General features: G+C 60.4%; 14 protein-coding genes. 9 read left to right on the top strand and 5 right to left on the bottom strand.

Annotated features, from left to right (window positions below; all coding sequences use genetic code 11):
* Nucleotides 1–31: 31 nt before the first annotated feature.
* Nucleotides 32–1156 (bottom strand): tyrosine-type recombinase/integrase, encoded by a 1125-nt coding sequence (locus PG888_RS21005; protein ID WP_270694268.1) that lies wholly within the window; start codon nucleotides 1154–1156, stop codon nucleotides 32–34.
* A 188-nt stretch (nucleotides 1157–1344) separates the two neighbouring features.
* On the opposite strand from PG888_RS21005, the gene sbcB reads away from it, so the two are divergent.
* Entirely contained in the window at nucleotides 1345–2760 is a 1416-nt protein-coding gene (gene sbcB / locus PG888_RS21000) for an exodeoxyribonuclease I (protein WP_270694269.1), read from the top strand.
* Between the two features lie 155 nt (nucleotides 2761–2915).
* On the top strand, nucleotides 2916–3416 hold the full coding sequence (locus tag PG888_RS20995) for a hypothetical protein (RefSeq protein WP_042658279.1): 501 nt from the start codon (nucleotides 2916–2918) through the stop codon (nucleotides 3414–3416).
* Nucleotides 3417–3481: 65 nt separating this feature from the next.
* Here PG888_RS20995 and PG888_RS20990 read toward each other — a convergent pair whose 3' ends face one another.
* Nucleotides 3482–5191: a glycoside hydrolase family 36 protein gene (locus PG888_RS20990; protein ID WP_270694271.1), complete on the bottom strand. Its 1710-nt coding sequence runs from the start codon at nucleotides 5189–5191 to the stop codon at nucleotides 3482–3484.
* A 177-nt stretch (nucleotides 5192–5368) separates the two neighbouring features.
* On the opposite strand from PG888_RS20990, the gene PG888_RS20985 reads away from it, so the two are divergent.
* The 3 genes from PG888_RS20985 to cdd all read left to right on the top strand — a co-directional run bounded on the left by PG888_RS20985 (nucleotide 5369) and on the right by cdd (nucleotide 7490).
* The gene (locus PG888_RS20985) at nucleotides 5369–5725 is read left to right on the top strand and encodes a CidA/LrgA family protein (RefSeq protein ID WP_101347227.1); all 357 of its coding nucleotides are present in this window, start codon (nucleotides 5369–5371) and stop codon (nucleotides 5723–5725) included.
* Entirely contained in the window at nucleotides 5722–6408 is a 687-nt protein-coding gene (locus PG888_RS20980) for an LrgB family protein (RefSeq protein ID WP_182934066.1), read from the top strand. Before PG888_RS20985 ends, PG888_RS20980 begins: the two co-directional genes overlap by 4 nt.
* A 197-nt stretch (nucleotides 6409–6605) precedes the next feature.
* Entirely contained in the window at nucleotides 6606–7490 is an 885-nt protein-coding gene (gene cdd, locus PG888_RS20975) for a cytidine deaminase (RefSeq protein WP_182937569.1), read from the top strand.
* Between the two features lie 134 nt (nucleotides 7491–7624).
* Here cdd and PG888_RS20970 read toward each other — a convergent pair whose 3' ends face one another.
* Entirely contained in the window at nucleotides 7625–9010 is a 1386-nt protein-coding gene (locus PG888_RS20970; RefSeq protein WP_270694276.1) for a tryptophanase, read from the bottom strand.
* 471 nt (nucleotides 9011–9481) lie between these two features.
* On the opposite strand from PG888_RS20970, the gene PG888_RS20965 reads away from it, so the two are divergent.
* The 4 genes from PG888_RS20965 (at nucleotide 9482) to asd (ending at nucleotide 14062) form a co-directional block, all read left to right on the top strand.
* Entirely contained in the window at nucleotides 9482–9646 is a 165-nt protein-coding gene (locus PG888_RS20965; RefSeq protein ID WP_270694278.1) for a DUF2256 domain-containing protein, read from the top strand.
* A complete protein-coding gene (locus PG888_RS20960; RefSeq protein WP_270694280.1) occupies nucleotides 9646–11166 on the top strand; it encodes a cryptochrome/photolyase family protein in 1521 nt (506 codons plus the stop codon). The genes PG888_RS20965 and PG888_RS20960 overlap by 1 nt, the downstream gene beginning before the upstream one ends.
* Before the next feature lie 156 nt (nucleotides 11167–11322).
* Nucleotides 11323–12630 carry a D-amino acid dehydrogenase gene (locus tag PG888_RS20955; RefSeq protein WP_333563462.1) on the top strand — a complete coding sequence of 436 codons (1308 nt, stop codon included), beginning with the start codon at nucleotides 11323–11325 and terminating at the stop codon, nucleotides 12628–12630.
* A gap of 319 nt (nucleotides 12631–12949) precedes the next feature.
* The gene (asd, locus tag PG888_RS20950; RefSeq protein ID WP_111806839.1) at nucleotides 12950–14062 is read left to right on the top strand and encodes an aspartate-semialdehyde dehydrogenase; all 1113 of its coding nucleotides are present in this window, start codon (nucleotides 12950–12952) and stop codon (nucleotides 14060–14062) included.
* 113 nt (nucleotides 14063–14175) lie between these two features.
* Here the strand turns inward: asd and fdhD are convergent, their stop codons facing one another.
* Entirely contained in the window at nucleotides 14176–15045 is an 870-nt protein-coding gene (gene fdhD, locus PG888_RS20945; protein WP_270694287.1) for a formate dehydrogenase accessory sulfurtransferase FdhD, read from the bottom strand.
* The gene (locus PG888_RS20940) at nucleotides 15042–17174 is read right to left on the bottom strand and encodes a sigma 54-interacting transcriptional regulator (RefSeq protein ID WP_270694289.1); all 2133 of its coding nucleotides are present in this window, start codon (nucleotides 17172–17174) and stop codon (nucleotides 15042–15044) included. The genes fdhD and PG888_RS20940 overlap by 4 nt, the downstream gene beginning before the upstream one ends.
* Nucleotides 17175–17360: the final 186 nt, after the last annotated feature.

Raw genomic sequence — 17360 nt, 5'->3', positions numbered from 1 at the left:
AGCCGGCTGGAATGACGACTATCGGGCTCAGTTATTCTTTGGTTAAAATATCAACAAAGTGTGCTCCCGCCCTGGCCATCCTGTGACCAAGAATTTTCTCGGTTACCTGTGGCATAACGCGCTCTTCCGATAGGCGAGTACTCAACGTTCGACGCATGTCGTGCATACGCCAATACGGCAGCTCCAGTTTATCTCGCACACGCTCAGCTAGCTGGATGAGAGATGCGCTACTCAGTGACTGCGTTGGATTCACCGGCGAGCGACATACAGGTCCCCCCTTTAGCCGAGATCTCACGGCCGTTTCTTGCAACAACATCATCACCCTACTAGGAATAGGCCGACGTATTGGCGCCCCACATTTGGCACGAGCAGCGGGAACCGTCCAAATTTGCTCCTCCATATTGAACTCACTCCACTGTGCACCCAATGCCTCGCCGCTGCGACAGCCAAGCAGGATCACCAATTTGGCTGCCAATTTTAATCCGCGGCTGGCCCTGCTCTGTTCAAATGCAATCCAAATCTGAGCGAGTTCACGCATGGTCAACACACGAGTGCCTCTCTCAGGTTGAGAGCCCACATCTTCGGTGCGTAATTGCAGCACCGGGGAGCCGCCAATGAGATTACGCCGAATACAAAAACTCAGAATGGATTTTAACCTGCGCAATAAATGCCCTGCGTTTTTCGGCTTTTTCTTGCCAATCTTATCAAACCACTCCAGCCAGCTCGAAAACGGGATCTGTTCAACCGGAATACCAATAAACAGAGGTTCGAAATAGCGCTGCATGGTATGCTCATAGAGCATGACCGTACGGGGGCGCAGCTTGGGCAGATGGTGCTCACGAAAATGCTCGCAGCACTGTTTCAGTGTGACATCATGCTTCTGGTGGAGCTTATCCCAGAAAACTCTGGGATGTTCATTACGCTCAAGTGCACCACGGATTGCAGGGATCAACGCCCTGGCATCAGCGAGTTTAAGGTCGGGATAGCGTCCAATTTTGAGTCTCGCCGCTTTTCCTTGCCAGCGATAGCGATATTGCCACGAGATGGTGCCTCGCTCGGTGACCCGAGCTGACAATCCATCACGGTCTGACAATTCCGTCTTGCCAAAGTAGGGCTTACCATAGAGGGCTCGTAGCTTCGTATCAGTAAGTGGCATATGACTCTCCTGTGACTGGTCATCTGATTTTTCACTGACACATTAACGCGTCCTAACGTGTACACAGATATGTACCAAATTGGTCTGAAACGGACTGAATCAAGATCGGACAAAGTGAGACAATCTGAGATAACACTCCGTATAACGACTTGTTTTTCAAGCATATAGACACAATTCAGAACCACGAAATGAACCAGCAGACAAATCCTACCTTCTATTTCCACGATTACGAGACCTTCGGCATCAGCCCCGCCAAGGACAGACCGTCGCAGTTTGCCGGTATCCGTACCGATGCGGATTTCAACCTCATTGGCGAGCCGCTGGTGATTTATTGCAAGCCGCCGGCGGACTATCTACCGGATCCGGAGGCGTGCCTCATTACCGGTATCACGCCACAAAAGGCGATGAAGGATGGGCTGTGCGAAGCGGATTTCATTCGCCAGATCCATGAACAGTTCGCCACTCCGAATACCTGTGTGCTGGGCTACAACAGCATCCGCTTCGATGATGAAGTGACCCGCTACACCCTCTATCGCAACTTCTATGACCCCTATGCCTACAGCTGGCAAAACGGCAACTCCCGCTGGGATATCCTCGATATGCTGCGGGCCTGCTATGCCCTGCGGCCGGAGGGGATAGAGTGGGCCTTTGACGATGAGGGCAAGCCGAGTTTTAGGCTGGAGAAGCTGACGGTCGCCAACGGCGTGGCGCACGCCAATGCCCACGATGCGCTCTCGGACGTGCTGGCCACCATCGAGATGGCCAAGCTGGTAAAAAAAGCCCAACCCAAGCTGTTTGGTTACCTGTTTGAGCTGCGCAACAAGAACAAGGTGAAGGCGCTGATTGACGTGGTGACCATGAAGCCGCTGGTGCACGTTTCCGGCATGTTCTCCCCCTGGCAGGGGTGCGTGAGCTGGGTTTCGCCGCTCGCCTGGCATCCCACCAACCAGAATGCGGTGATCATGGTGGACCTCACCCGCGACCCTACCCCGCTTATCGAACTCAGCAGCGAGGAGATCCGCGAGCGGCTCTACACCAAGAAAGAGGAGCTGGGGGATCTGGCGGGTATTCCGGTCAAACTGGTGCACATCAACAAGTGCCCGGTGCTGGCACCGGCCGCCACCCTGACACCGGAGCGGGCCGATGAGCTGGGCATCGATCGGGAGCAGTGCCGCAAGAGCCTGGATCTGCTGCGCGCCCACCCCGAGGTGCGGGAAAAACTGGTGGAGGTGTTCAATCAGGAGTTTGCCGGCAGCAATGACAGCGACCCCGATACCCAGCTCTACGCCGGATTCTTTGGCCACGGCGACAAGTCCACAATGGATCTGGTGCGCGCCACCCCCGCGGATCTGCTGGGTGAGCGGGAATTTGCCTTTACCGATCCGCGGCTGCCGGAGATGCTGTTTCGCTACCGCGCCCGCAACTGGCCACACACCTTGAGCGAAGCGGAGCAGAAGCGCTGGCGCCTGCACTGCAGCGACTACTTCAGCCGCCGTCTGCCGGACTATGTGCCCCGTCTCGAGGCGCTGGCAGAGCAGAACCAGAGTAACGAACGGAACTTTGCGATTCTCAAGAGTCTCTATCGCTATCTGGAAGATTTATGAGTTGTGAGTAGTTTCACAATAAATCCTTCCCGCCCATCCCCTTCTTCAGGTCATAATGACGAAGGGGATTTCCCCAAAAACCAATATCTTGCAACACTCAGGGCGAATGTCCCAAACGCAAGAGATCTGTTTGGCCGAACGGAAGCCATTTGCTGATGCCTCGTCACCACGCATTGCTCGGATTACTGACCCTGCTGCCGCTGGTAGCAAACGCCGCATACCGGTTCGATGTGCCGGACTATCTTGCTCGCCTGCCGGAGCAGACCTATCGCATCGTCGAACACAACTTCAGCACCCTCTACCAGCAGACTGACTTCACTCCCCAGATCACCAACAGCTACTTCAACGGTTCCCATCTCTACAAGTTTGTCGGGGTGCCGCTGGCCATCAGTGCCCAGTCAGGTTTTCAGCTGGAAGTATTTGGTCAGGCCTATAACCGTGCGTCACAGGCGTATACACACCTGAGCGAGGATATGTCCCTCTATCGGGTGATGCGAGTCGATCTGATGGGGAACCCCAATGATCAGCTGGCCATCGGCTTCGGTCTGGGGGTTCCTCTCACCCCATTGCTGACCCTCAAGGCGATCGCCTCCGGCAGCGACATCCCGGGCTATGGCTCCGCCAAATACGCCATCGGCTTTGAGTGGCGTTACTAACGCTAGTGATTGAAAACAATTCAGGCTCCGTGATGGAGCCTGAATTGTTTGTAGTGACGCAGTGATCAGGTGTAGTGGATCACCCGCCCCTCGCCCCCTTGCAGGGTCACGGCCGTGCCGACAGCCTGCCCGTGCCAAAAATCGGCTCCCCCTTCCGGCAGCAGAAACTCCTGTGGTTGCCCCTCCCAGTTGAACAGGCAGAGCAGAGTGCCTCCCTCTGGCAGGCTTACTTCGCCGCAAGCAAAGTCCATCGACTCGAAACGGGCAGAGGGTGCCCGGGCCGCGCAGAGCTCCAGCAGCTTGTGCAGTTGCACCGCCTGTACCTCGTCAAGATCCTGCAGCCTGTCCCCGGCCAGCATCATGCCGCCGCTCGCCACCAGCGCAGCCAGATGGAAGCGGTATTCAGCCTTGCTGGCCTGCTGGCTCGGCAGATCCCGCAGACAGATGCAGTCGGGGTCGAGGGCCCAGAGCTTGTCGTTCTGCCAGGCGCGGCAGAAGGCCTCGCGGGCAATCTGGCGATAGCGGTGGCCGTTGCGCTCCACATCGTCACTCACCCGCATACCGTGCACCAGCCCAAGGCTTGGCCAGATAGGGGCGTTGCAACCGAGCAGGAAAGCACCTTCACCTGCACCACGCAGGATGGCCGCCATGCCGCGCCGATAGGCTTCAACCCGGGTGGCGGCCGGATCGTGGAATCGACCACCATGGATAGCGCCCCAGAAGTTGGCATCGAGCTTGAAGTAGTGGATGTCCCACTGCTCGCGCAGGGTACGGAACACCCGCTCGAGGTGCGCCTGCACCTCGGGGTGGGTGCCATCCAGCACATACCAGGGGGTGCAGCGCCAACCGCCATAGGTGACCCGCTCGGAGGGGAGCGGCAGGCCGTCATCCCCCTTCACAAACCAGTCGGGGTGATCCTGAAATACCTGCGAACCGGGCTCGGCAATAAAGGGAGCGACCCAGAGAGCGGGCTCACAGCCAGCCTGTTTGATCTCCGCAGCCAGTGATGCCACCCCCTGTTCAAACTTGGCCGACGGGGTGAGCCAGTCGCCCATTTTGGCCTGATAGCCGTCGTCGATCTGCACATAACGCAGGGCAGGGAAGCGCTTGGCACGCACCTGCAGGTTTTCACAAATATCGGCGGCACTGACATCCGCGTAGTAGTGATACCAGGAGCACCAGCCGCTCGGACGATCACTCACCTTGCCGATCAGTGAGCCGTGCTCGGCCTCGATCAGCTGTGCGAGTTCGGCCAGCAGATCTTCTCGCTCCGCCCCTTCAAGGCAGATCAGCGCCTCGCTCTGCCAGTGCTCACCAGCCGCGAGTTCCCGCCCTTCGCAGTTCATCAGGATCTGCAAGCGACCATCAGGATAGAGACGAAACTCCCCACCAAAACGGTGGCAGCTGGCAAAGGCGAGCAGCAGCCACCCCTTGTTATGCTCCACCAGCAGCAGGTTGTGAATAGTGTGGTAGCCGTTGTCATCGGTGATGCGATAGACGCTGGCATCGGGGCAACGGCCGACATGTTGCGGTGATTGCCAGCTACCCATGGTCTGGGCCAGCATCTGGAATCCTTCGCCATAGATGGCGCTCTCCACCGGCAGGCCAAGCTTGCCGTCAAACAGCACCCAGTGGTCAACCGGGGTGGCATCAGCGCCGGTGTTGTCGAGTCGCACCCGGCACAGAGGCCCTACCCACTGACGGGTTTGCAGCAGATGGGGGGGCAATGCGTTATCGTTCGCCAACTGGCGAACTCGGGACAAGAGGGATGTCATCACTACTCCTTGTAGTTCGAAAAAGGGTTCTATCAGACGATGTTCAAAAGATTGTTCAACCGATCATCGCCATACAAATCAGCTTCAAATGAACTGATTTCAGTTGTTATTGTTTTAATGCCGCGACCCGGCCTCTCTGGTAAACTGCGATTTTTCTTCCCAGTCGATGAGGCTCACGTGATCGCGCAACGCGCCTTGCTTTACCTTCGTGACTTTATGGTCATCGTCGCCTGCCTGCTGGCAGGCAAAACCGTGGCAGCCATCCTGCCCTTCGCCTTTCCCGGCAGCATCATCGGCATGCTGCTGCTGTTTGTGCTGCTCTCCCTGCAACTGATCAAGCTGCACTGGGTCGAGCTGGGCGCTGGCTTGCTGCTGCGCCACATGGGCGTTTTGTTCGTGCCGGTTGCAGTCGGGCTGGTGGCCTGGCTTGAGCCCCTGCGCCAATCCTTCGGCGTCATCATGCTCTGCATCGTGCTCGGGATCGTGCTGATCCTCGCCACCGTCGGTCGGCTCTACCAGAGGATGAACAAATGATCTTCTGGCTCGCCATTCCCTTAACGCTCGCGCTCTATTTCGCCACCCGAGCCCTCTATCGCCGCCTGCCCTGGCCCATCATCAATCCGGTGCTGGTGCCGACCGCGGTGATCATCGGCCTGCTACTCTGGCTCGATCTGCCCCTTGAGCAGTACGAGCACGGCAGCAGCCCCATTACCATGCTGCTGGAACCCGCAGTAGTGGCACTGGCGCTGCCGCTCTATCAACAGGCGCGCCAGATCCAGGCCAAGCTCAAGCCCATCCTAATCTGTACCCTCGCCTCCGTCTTGATCTCGGTGTGCACAACCCTGCTGATCGGTCATTTTATGGGCACAGATCCGGCACTGCTCGCTTCGCTTGCCACCAAATCGATCACCACCCCGCTCGCCATGAGCGTCAGCCAGTCCATCGGCGGCATTCCCGCCATCGCCGCCGCCGTGGTGGTGGTAGTGGGAATTGTCGGCGCCCTGATCGGCTATCCGCTGCTCAAACTGCTGAAAGTGACCGATCCGGAAGCGCAAGGGCTCGCCATGGGGGCCTGTGCCCACGCCATCGGCACCGCCACCTCCGCCGAGAAGGGGATCACCCAGGGGGCCTTTGCATCGCTCGCCATGGTGGTGTGCGGCATCCTCACCGCTGCCGTCGCCCCGCTGCTGTTTGCCATCTATCACTGGCTGATCTGATCACCCTATTGACCACCGATTGAGCACCCCGACAGGCCTTCTGGCCTCTCGGGGTGCGACCTGCCGCACAATTTGCACAAGACAAACGTTTCCATTACCATCCCCCTCCGTTTGCCCGTCAGGGCGTGAGCCTGCTCACACATTTACCCGAGCTTGCTCCCTACAATGGCCGCCCAATTGGCCTTTGAGGACACACTATGCATCCCCGTTTTGCCAAGCCATTCGATACCCTCTCTGCCCCGCTCAAAGCAGCCGTGCAGCCCATGCTGGATAGTGCCGACTTCAACGCCCGCTTCACGCCGGAGCAAGTCGCCACCCTGAAAGCCGCCACAGGTCTCGATGATCGCGCCCTGCGCCTCGCCCTGTTGCCGCTGGCCGCTGCCTGCTCGGTGGCGCCCATCTCCAAATTTTACGTCGGTGCCATCGCCTGCGGCCTGAGTGGCAGCTGGTACTTCGGCGCCAATATGGAGTTTGCGGGGCAAGGTCTGTTCCACTCGGTCCACGCCGAGCAGTCCGCCATCTCCAACGCCTGGCTGGGCGGCGAGACCGGTATCAGCGAGATCACCGTCAACTACACCCCCTGCGGCCACTGCCGTCAGTTTATGAACGAGCTGAGCACTGCCAAGATCCTGAAAGTCTCACTGCCGGATGACTTGAGCGCCCTGCAATCTTTCCTGCCCCACTCGTTTGGCCCGGCGGATCTCGACATCACCGATGCGCTGATGAGCCCGCAGGATCACGCCGAGCTTCAGCTTCAAAGCGAAGACCCGCTCTGGCAAGCCGCGCTGGCCGCCGCCCGTCAAAGCTATGCCCCCTACAGCCAGGGCTATGCCGCGGTAGCACTGAAGTTTGCCGATGGCCGCATCTTCTCGGGTCGCTACGCCGAGAACGCCGCCTTCAACCCCAGCCTGCCGCCGATGCAGATGGCCTGCGCCCATGCGGTGCTTAACGGCGAAGATCTCGCCACCATCCGCCGCGCGGTGCTGCTGGAGAACAAAAACGGCCAGATCAGCCAGCGTGACTCCGCCCAGTCCACCCTCAAGGCACTGGGCTCAGTCGAGCTGGAATATCAGGCGGTCTGACCCCAGCTTTACTTCGATAAACGAAAGCCCCCGCACCTTGGTGCGGGGGCTTTTTTACTTGGCCATTTAACCGGGAACGGCCCTTGTTCTTCACGGTTTGGCGCGGTTGATCACCCCGTCAAACCGGTTATTGATCAGACCGGTTTCAGCCGCGCGGTAAAGTGGCGCAGCAGCGGTGGCTCGTAGTCAAAGGTGAGCCCGCGAATGTCGCTGGCCCGCGCTTTCACCGCGATCAAGCAGTCGGCAACATAGTCCATGTGATCCCGGGTGTAGACCCGGCGTGGAATGGTGAGGCGCAACAGCTCAAAGTCCGCCGCCTCCTGCTTGCCGGTGACGGGATCACGCCCCAGCAGCAGGGAGCCAATCTCCACCCCGCGCACGCCCCCTTCCAGATAGAGCTCGCAGGCGAGCGCATGGGCCGGGAACTGCTCGGCCGGAATATGGGGCAGCAGCTTCTTGGCATCGACAAAGACCGCATGGCCGCCGGTGGGGGTCTGGATGGGGATCCCCGCCTCGGCCAACCGCTCACCGAGATAAGCCACCTGACTGATGCGGTAGGTGAGATACTCCTCATCCATCCCTTCGCGCAGGCCGATGGCAAGCGCAGCCATGTCCCGTCCGGCGAGGCCACCGTAGGTGACGAACCCCTCCATCGCCACGCAGCGCACCTGCACCGCGCGGAACAGGTCGAGATCCTCTTTAAAGCAACACAACCCGCCGATATTGACCAACCCGTCCTTCTTGGCCGACATGGTGAAGATGTCCCCCAGCGCAAACATCTGGCGCACTATCTCCTTGATGCTGTGCTTGGCATAGGCCGGGTCCCGCTCCTTGATAAACCAGGCGTTCTCGGCGAAGCGGGCAGCATCGATCACCACCGGAATATGGTGGCGACGGGCCAGCTCAGAGACTGCCTGCATATTCGCCATGGAGACCGGCTGACCACCGGCGCTGTTGCAGGTCACCGTGATGATGACACCGGCCACGTTGTCGGCCCCCAGGGTTTCGATGGTGTCGCTCAGGCGACCGAGATCAAAATCCCCCTTCCACGCATAAGGAGCCGTGGTGTCGAGGGCTTTCGGGGTGAGCAGGTTGATGGCCCGCGCGCCAGCCAACTCCACATGGGCCTTGGTGGTGTCGAAGTGATAGTTGGAGATAAAGACCGGCGCCTTGCCCTTGCAGCGTTTGACCAGCTCGGGGAAGAGGATCTGCTCCGCCCCGCGCCCCTGGTGGGTGGGCATCACATGCTGGTAGCCAAAGATCTCGCGCACCGCGCGCTCCAGCTCGACGAAGTTGCGGCTGCCCGCATAGGCCTCATCCCCCATCATGATACCGGCCCACTGGCGATCGGACATGGCACCGGTGCCGCTGTCGGTCAGCAGATCGATATAGACATCTTCGGCCAGCAGCAGGAAGGGGTTCCAGCCAGCGGCCTCAAGGGCGGCGCGGCGCTCGGCGCCAGTGGTCTGTTTGATGGGTTCGACCATCTTGATACGAAACGGCTCGGGTATACGACGCATAAAAGACTCCTCACCGGCGTAAGGCCAGCGTGTTTAAATCAGGGATTGGCAAAGAGGCCGGGGCGATCAGGGTCGTCCGGCTGACAAATTCAAACGGCGGGTGCCGCCAATCAGCGGTGAGGAAAATCGAAGGTGAGAATGGGATCCCGGGTATACCAGTGGGCGAGCAGGCAAGCTGCCCGGGGCGTAGCTGTCATGATTGGCATCACTCCCCTCCATATCGGTTGTAAACAGTCGGTGGCCAATAAGATCCATTGATGGGTGCTGCCAGCGGGCAGCCTCGCCACGTTAGCGGTAGGTTAATTGGCAAACAAGGGGCGCACCGACGGGCTGTGCGCCCGCTCACAAAGTGCGCACTCACTCGACCCGACGCGATTCTCGATGATCCACGAGGCGCCCCGCTTCGTTAAGCTGTTATCCCGTTGAATTGACCCCGTTCACGCTACCTCGTTGCCCACAGCTGGAAGACCCATGCATCGCAAACCCCATCTGCCCGAAAAGATCTGCCCCGTCTGCCAGCGCCCCTTCAGCTGGCGGCGCAAGTGGGCACGCAGTTGGGAGGCGGTTCGCTACTACAGCGAGCGCTGTCGCCACGCTCGTCACAGCAGGCAGCAACATAATGGGGAGCCAGTCTGATGGAGCTGCGCCTGATTCTCGGCGATCAGCTGAACGCCGCTCACAGCTGGTTTCGCACCCCGGATCCAGCGGTCTGTTATCTGATGGCAGAGCTTCGCCAGGAGACCGACTACTGCCGCCACCATCGCCAGAAGGTGCTGGCCTTCTTTGCCGCCATGCGCGCCTTCGCAGCGGCACTCACCCAAGCGGGCCACCGCGTCTGTTACCTGACCCTCGATGAGAGCGCCCGCTGGCCCGATTTGCCCGGCTTGCTGGCAGCTCAGCTCGAAGCACATCAGGCCGACAGCTTTGCCTGGCAGGGCCCGGACGAGTGGCGCCTCGCCAGCCAGTTGAAAAGCTGGGCGGCGGGCCTTGCCATCCCTGCTACCGAGGTGGAGAGCGAACATTTTCTCACCCCCCGCGATGGCTGGCAGCGCTATCCCCACAGCAGGATGGAGTTCTTCTACCGCGCCCTGCGAAAGCAATACAGGGTGCTGCTCGATGAGCGCGGCCAACCCCTTGGCGGGCGCTGGAATTTTGATGACGAGAATCGCGCCAAACTGCCGGCGAGCCAGCCGATCCCGACGCCCCTCACCTTTGCCAACGAGGTGAGCGAGATTGACGCCATGCTGACCCGCCACGGGGTCAGCACCATCGGCGAGGCGGATGCCAGCGCCCTACCATGGCCCATCACAAGGCGCCTGAGCCGCGAGCTACTGGCCCATTTTCTGGCACACTGCCTGCCGCACTTTGGCCGCTATCAGGATGCCCCGAGCGAGCGGGGCTGGAGCCTGTTTCACAGCCGCTTGTCGTTTTCCCTCAACAGCAAGATGCTTCATCCGCTTGAGGTGATCCGCGCCGCCGAATCCCACTGGCAGGCCAATCAGGCCACCATCACCCTGGCACAGGTGGAGGGCTTTATTCGCCAGATCCTCGGCTGGCGCGAGTTTGTCCGCGCCCTTTACTGGGAAAAGATGCCCGACTACAAGCAGACCAATTTTCTCGAGGCCGACCGGCCGCTGCCCGGCTTTTTCTGGAATGGAGAAACCAGGATGGCCTGCGTGCGCCACGCCATAAATCAATCACTTGAGCACGGTTACGCCCACCATATCCAGCGGCTGATGGTGACCGGCAACTTTACCCTGCTGGCGGGGATCGATCCTGACGAGGTGGATGCCTGGTATCTCGGCATCTATGTGGATGCCATCGAATGGGTGGAGCTACCCAACACCCGCGGCATGAGCCAGTTTGCCGACGGCGGCCTGATGGGCAGCAAGCCCTACGCCAGCAGCGGCGCTTATCTCGAGCGGATGGGCCACTACTGCAAGGGGTGCCACTATCAGGTCAAAGCCCGCCACGGCGACGGAAGTTGCCCCTTCAACAGCCTCTACTGGCACTTTCTCTGGCGCAATCGGGACAAACTTGGCGGCAATCCCCGCCTCGCCCTCCCCTATGCCAACTGGGATGGCCAAGCCGCAGCGCAGCAGCAGTCCATTCTGGCGACGGCGGAGCAGTACCTGATCCAGCTGGAGCAGTTGTAAGCGGGCCATGCCCCCTGACACATGCCCCTGACAACAGCACAGTGCTTTACGCTGGCAATCAGACGCGTTATCGCACCAAACACCAGCTTGTGACAGGCAAGCAGACGGAGATCCCAATCCTGCGCAGAGCGGTTGAATATCCTGTGGCGGCTGATTATGGTGGTGGCCACATCAGGAGATCAGTCAAGGAAAGACGATATGGAGATAGTGGTTCTCGGTGGCGGCGTGATCGGGGTAACCAGCGCCTGGTATCTGGCCAAAGCGGGTCACAAGGTGACCTTGCTGGAGCGGCAGGGTGGCGTCGCCCTTGAAACCAGCCATGCCAACGCCGGGCAGATATCCCCGGGTTATGCGGCCCCTTGGGCAGCCCCCGGCATCCCGCTCAAGGCCGCCAAGTGGATGCTGCAAAAGCATGCTCCCTTCACCGTGCGCCCCACTGCCGACCCTTTCCAGCTGCGCTGGATGCTCAGAATGCTCGCCAACTGCACCCCGACCGCCTATGCCACCAACAAGGGACGCATGGTGCGTCTGGCCGAATACAGCCGCGACTGCATGAAGCTGCTGCGCGACGAGCTGAGCATCGATTACGAAGGGCGCCAGCTCGGCACCCTGCAGCTGTTTCGCAGCCAATCCCAGCTCGATGCCAGCAAACGCGACATCGAGGTGCTGGAGGAGTATGGCGTCCCCTACCAGTCGCTCGATGCCAGCGGCTGCGAAGCGGCAGAGCCTGGGCTGGCGCGGGTGCGCGGCAAAATCGTTGGCGGCTTGCGTATGCCCGGCGACGAGACTGGCGACTGCTTCCGCTTCACCAAGGCCCTTGCCCTTGAAGCAGAGAAGCTCGGGGTCAAGTTCGTCTCCAACTGCGATATCGACGAGATTGAGGTTGCCCGGAGCCGCGCCGTGGCGGTGCGGGCGGGCGAGCAGCGCTATCGCGCCGATGCCATCGTCTGTGCGCTGGGCAGCTATGCCACCGGCTTTTTACGGCCGCTGCTGCGCCCGCTCGGGCTGGAGCTGCCGGTCTATCCGGTCAAGGGCTACTCCCTCACTCTGCCGATGATCAACGCCGAGGCGGCGCCGCGCAGTACCGTGCTCGACGAGACCTACAAGGTGGCCATCACCCGTTTCGATGAGCGGATCCGGGTCGGCGGCATGGCGGAGCTGTCAGGCTACAACCTAGCCCTCAACCCCAGACGCCACGACACTCTGGCGATGGTGGTGGGGGATCTCTTCCCCGAAGGGGGCGATATCAGCAAGGCCGAATTCTGGACCGGCCTGCGCCCCATGACGCCGGACGGCACCCCGCTGGTAGGGCCGAGCCCCATTCCCGGCCTCTGGCTCAACACCGGCCACGGCACGCTGGGCTGGACCATGGCTGCCGGTTCGGGTCAGCTTCTGTGCGATCTCATCAGCGGCAGCGAGCCTGCCATCAGCGACGAGGGGCTGACTCTGGCCCGTTACGGCTAAGCGCCCACGCTGTCGGGCTGTTTCAACCGCTTTATTGACAGGCCACCGCCATAACCGGTGGCCTTTTCGTCTGATGTTGACCTTCTCCCTGCCCACCTGCCCGGGCGGTACTCTCCCTGCCGGTTAATGCAGCAAATGGCATAGAATATTGCGCAATTCGACTTGCGCCCGCCGCCACAATCCGTAATGTGGATAGACGCATTTTTCGCAGCGCATATTTTTTAAATGGCCTGTAAACCGCTTGTAAACAGGCGTCGCCAGACAAGGGGTTACGGGTGTCACCGCGAGTTTCTTTAGCAGCAATCCAGGGTAGGACAATATGAAAAAAGTAGGTTTGGTCGGTTGGCGTGGCATGGTGGGATCGGTTCTGATGAGCCGGATGCAGGAAGAGCAGGATTTCGCCCATATTCAACCCACATTCTTCACCACCTCCCAGGCCGGTGAGGCCGCACCCAACTTCGGCGTCGATGCCGGTACCCTGCAAGACGCCTTCGATATCGAGGCGCTGGCCAAGCAGGATATCATCATCACCGCCCAAGGCGGCGACTACACCAAGGATGTCTATCCGCGCCTGAAAGCCGCTGGCTGGCAGGGTTACTGGATTGACGCCGCCTCCTCCCTGCGGATGGAGAAGGACGCCGTCATCATTCTGGATCCGGTCAACGGCGACGTGATTGAGCAGGCCCTGAACGATGGCATCAAGACCTTCGTGGGCGGCAACTGCACCGTCAGCCTGATGCTGCTGGCCCTCGGCGGCCTGTTCAAGGCCGATCTGGTGGAGTGGGTCAGTGTCGCCACCTATCAGGCGGCCTCCGGTGGCGGTGCCCGTCATATGCGCGAGCTGGTTACCCAGATGGGGATGCTGCGTGACGAAGTGGCGGTCGAGCTTGCAGACCCTGCCTCCGCCATCCTCGATATCGAGCGCAAGATCACCGAGAAGACCCGCTCCGGCACCCTGCCGGTGGACAACTTCGGCGTGCCGCTGGCCGGTGGCCTTATCCCCTGGATCGACACCAAGCTCGACAACGGCCAGAGCCGTGAAGAGTGGAAGGGTCAGGCCGAGACCAACAAGATCCTGGGTATCGAAAACGCCGTCATTCCGGTGGATGGTCTGTGTGTGCGGATCGGCGCCCTGCGCTGCCACAGCCAGGCGTTCACCATCAAGCTGAAGAAGGATGTGCCGCTGGCGGAGATCGAATCCCTGCTGGCTGCCCACAACGACTGGGTGAAAGTGATCCCCAACGATCGCGACATCACCGCCCGCGAGCTGACGCCGGCCGCCGTCACCGGCACCCTCAGCATTCCGGTTGGCCGTCTGCGCAAGCTCAATATGGGCCCGGAGTATCTGGCTGCCTTTACCGTGGGTGACCAACTGCTGTGGGGTGCCGCCGAGCCGCTGCGCCGCATGTTGCGTATCCTGCTGGCGCGCTAATCCGCCACAGCAGCAGAAACAACAAGGGCGGGGAGTCACACTCCCCGCCCTTTTTCATTGTCAGTTTTCGTGCCCCGTTTAGCGGGTTCACGGCCTTGCTCTCACGTATGTGTTCACTTAAGCAGGATACGCTGACAACCGCTGTAGATCTCAGCCCGACCGGGGCGGCAAAAGCCCACCAGCGTCAGCCCTGTCTGCTCGGCCCGCTCGACTGCCAATTCAGTTGCGGCGGAGATGGCGAGCAGGATCTCCACCCCGGCGCTGGCGCACTTTTGCACCATCTCGAAGCTGGCGCGGCTGGTCACCAGAATGGCGCCGTCACGGCGGCCAGTGCGGCACAGATGGCCCACCAGCTTATCCAGCGCGATATGGCGCCCCACATCCTCGCGAATGGCGAGAATATTGCCCGCACTATCCAGATGCACCGCCGCATGGGTGGCGCCGGTGCGCTGACCCAATAGCTGGAGCGGGCGCAGCGCGCTCAGCACCTTGTCGATATGGCCCACGTCCAGACGCTGGCTGTCGGGCAGCACTGGCTGGGTGCGGATCACCTGCTCCAGACTCTCGCTGCCACAGATGCCGCAACCGGTGCGGCCCGCCATGGTGCGCCGCTTCTCTTTGAGGCGATGGACGCAGCGATTGGCCAACGTAATGTGCAGCTCAATCCCCTGACAGCCGTCAACCTGCTCGATGTCGTGGATATCGAGCAGGCTGTCGATGATCCCCTCGGATAGCGAAAACCCGATCGCGAAATCCTCGAGATCGGAGGCCGAACACATCATCACGCTGTGGGCGATACCGTTATAGACCAGCGCCACCGGCGTCTCGGAGGGCAGCGCCATCTCGCTGTCGCAGGTCAGTGTATCGGCACGGTAGTGCACCACCTCGCGGTGGATGGCGCAGCGGGCCAGTTCGTTCTGTTCGTTCTGTTTTCTCAGCTCGCTAAGCTCATCACGCGCCTCAAGCTCAAGTAGCTCTCTCATGGTGCGACCCCGTCAATGATCTCGGGATCCCGGGCCGAAATGCCGAGCCGCTTCATTTTCGACAGCAAGGTGGTGCGCTTCATGCCAAGGCGGTTGGCCGCCCCCCGCTCGCCAGCGACGATGCCGTTGCAGTCGCGCAGGGCGGCGATGATCGCCTCGCGCTCATCAATCGGCCCCTCCTCGACAAAGAGCGGAGAAGCGGGCTCGTCATAAACCAGGGTCTCAATCTTGTGGTAGCCCTTGAGCGGCATCAGCTCATCCGGCGAGAGGTTGAGCACATGGCCACGAGTCATCACCACGGCGCGCTCGATGACGTTCTCCAGCTCGCGAATATTGCCATACCAGGGCAGTGACACCAGCATCTTCATGGCATCGGCGGGGATCGAGGTGATGGTGCGGCGCATCCGCTTGGCGATCTTTTTGATAAAGAAATTGACCAGCAGCGGAATGTCCTCGCGCCGCTCCCGCAGCGGCGGCAGCTCGATGGGAAAGACGTTGAGGCGGTAGTAGAGGTCGCTTCTGAAACGCTTGTTCTTGACCATGGAGAGCAGATCGCAGTTGGTGGCGGCCACCAGTCGCACATCCACCGCGATGGGGTTGCTGTTGCCCACCCGCTCCAGCTCGTGCTCCTGCAATACCCGCAAGAGTTTCGGCTGCAGATCCAGCGGCATATCCCCCACTTCGTCGAGGAACAGGGTGCCCTTGTGGGCGCGCTCGAAGCGGCCGATACGCTGGGTCAGGGCGCCGGTAAAGGCCCCCTTCTCGTGGCCGAACAGATCGCTCTCGATAAGGCCGGTGGGGATGGCGGCGCAGTTCACCTTCACCATCTCGTGATCGTGGCGGGCACTCAGGGCGTGAATGGCCTGGGCGATCAGCTCCTTGCCGGTGCCGGTCTCGCCGAGGATCAGCACGGTACTGTCGCTCTCGGCCACCAGCCGCACCTTCTCCAGCACGCTCTCCATCACCGCGCTCTGGTAGATGATATGGGGGAACTCCCCCTGCATCTGCGGCTCGTTGATGCGAATGGTCTTCTCTTTGGCACCGTTGGTGTTGGTGATCTCCTGCTGCGCCTGCACGTTGTTCATGGCAATCGCCGTGCGCGCCGCCACCTGCTCCAGCAGGGAGATATCGATATCGGCAAAGAAGTCAGCATGGGGGTGCGAGAGGATCAACACCCCCAGCAGGTTGCCCCGATAGCGCAGCGGCAAAACGCAGGAGCTGTCGGCCTCGAGCGGCAGGATCTGGGAGGTAAAGCGGCAGCGACTGCTGCAGCCGTTACCGTGCTCGCGATAGACGAAAAACGGCTCGCTGTGACCAAGGGCCCCCTGCAGGCACTTCTTCTCGAAACAGGAGTGATCGATGATGCCCGGCTCGTCGCTCTGATGCTGATTGACCAGATAGCTCTTGAAGCTGTCGGAGGTGGCGTTGTACTCCGCCAGACACAAGCTGCTGATACCGAAGTGGTGCTGCAGGATGGCAAACAGACTCTTGGGCAGCTCGGCGATGCGCACCAGTTTGATCACCGCATTAGTCACATCCACCAGAATTTTGCAGCTGTCGCGCTCAAGGCGCAGGGAGTTGGCCTGCTCCAGGGTACGCTCCTTGTCGAGCACGTTCTCCAGCGCAATGGCGATAATGGCCGCCAGCTGGGTCAGCTTGGCGAGTGTCTCCATGGTGAAGCTGTCAAGCTGGGTGTTGATAAACTCGACCCCGCCAAGGTGGCTGCGGGCGGTGGTGATGGGGAGCTGGCAGTAGGAGCGCAGCCCCGCGTAGATCCCTTCGCGCTCCAGTGCCGGGCAGCGATTCTCAAAGCGGGCGGCAGCGAGAATGATGGCCTGTTCCGGGGTTTCTTTGGTAGGACGGGGGGAGACGTGCAGCTCTGCCTTGGGGCAGACCAGATGCTTTGGGCCGATCGCGCCCATGAAATAGACGATGGCCTCCTCGTCCGCACCCATATTGAGGATCAGGTTGACCCGGGTCACGCCGCCAAAACAGGCATCGATCTTGTTGAGTTTTTTTATAAAGTCGTCGAGGGTGACTGCCGACAGCAGGGTTTTGGACAGAGAAAGAAAACCGTCGTCCCAGATGGGGGAGATTTCGTCCAGAGTAATGGCACTCACATTTAGCATTCTGGCCTCACGTTACCGCTATGCAGGCAAGACATCAGCAAAGACGGGGAGCTCCGTCAGATGTCACAATAAAAAAACGTAGTCCATTAACGTTTAATCATAAAAATCAACCTGATTACCCATGACCCTCAGCCAGCTTCAAGAGCCGATATGGCATTGGAGGGCTTGCCACGACAGCATGCCCTA

It is taken from the genome of Aeromonas sp. QDB23 (assembly GCF_027707745.1).
GTDB lineage: Bacteria > Pseudomonadota > Gammaproteobacteria > Enterobacterales > Aeromonadaceae > Aeromonas > Aeromonas allosaccharophila.
This window is presented reverse-complemented; position numbering and strand designations above follow the sequence as displayed.

Coding starts and splice junctions, on each gene's coding strand:
- PG888_RS21005 (WP_270694268.1), bottom strand. CDS start 1,156: ATGCCACTTACTGATACGAAGCTACGAGCCCTCTATGGTAAGCCCTAC.
- sbcB (WP_270694269.1), top strand. CDS start 1,345: ATGAACCAGCAGACAAATCCTACCTTCTATTTCCACGATTACGAGACC.
- PG888_RS20995 (WP_042658279.1), top strand. CDS start 2,916: ATGCCTCGTCACCACGCATTGCTCGGATTACTGACCCTGCTGCCGCTG.
- PG888_RS20990 (WP_270694271.1), bottom strand. CDS start 5,191: ATGACATCCCTCTTGTCCCGAGTTCGCCAGTTGGCGAACGATAACGCA.
- PG888_RS20980 (WP_182934066.1), top strand. CDS start 5,722: ATGATCTTCTGGCTCGCCATTCCCTTAACGCTCGCGCTCTATTTCGCC.
- cdd (WP_182937569.1), top strand. CDS start 6,606: ATGCATCCCCGTTTTGCCAAGCCATTCGATACCCTCTCTGCCCCGCTC.
- PG888_RS20970 (WP_270694276.1), bottom strand. CDS start 9,010: ATGCGTCGTATACCCGAGCCGTTTCGTATCAAGATGGTCGAACCCATC.
- PG888_RS20965 (WP_270694278.1), top strand. CDS start 9,482: ATGCATCGCAAACCCCATCTGCCCGAAAAGATCTGCCCCGTCTGCCAG.
- PG888_RS20960 (WP_270694280.1), top strand. CDS start 9,646: ATGGAGCTGCGCCTGATTCTCGGCGATCAGCTGAACGCCGCTCACAGC.
- PG888_RS20955 (WP_333563462.1), top strand. CDS start 11,323: ATGGTGGTGGCCACATCAGGAGATCAGTCAAGGAAAGACGATATGGAG.
- asd (WP_111806839.1), top strand. CDS start 12,950: ATGAAAAAAGTAGGTTTGGTCGGTTGGCGTGGCATGGTGGGATCGGTT.
- fdhD (WP_270694287.1), bottom strand. CDS start 15,045: ATGAGAGAGCTACTTGAGCTTGAGGCGCGTGATGAGCTTAGCGAGCTG.
- PG888_RS20940 (WP_270694289.1), bottom strand. CDS start 17,174: ATGCTAAATGTGAGTGCCATTACTCTGGACGAAATCTCCCCCATCTGG.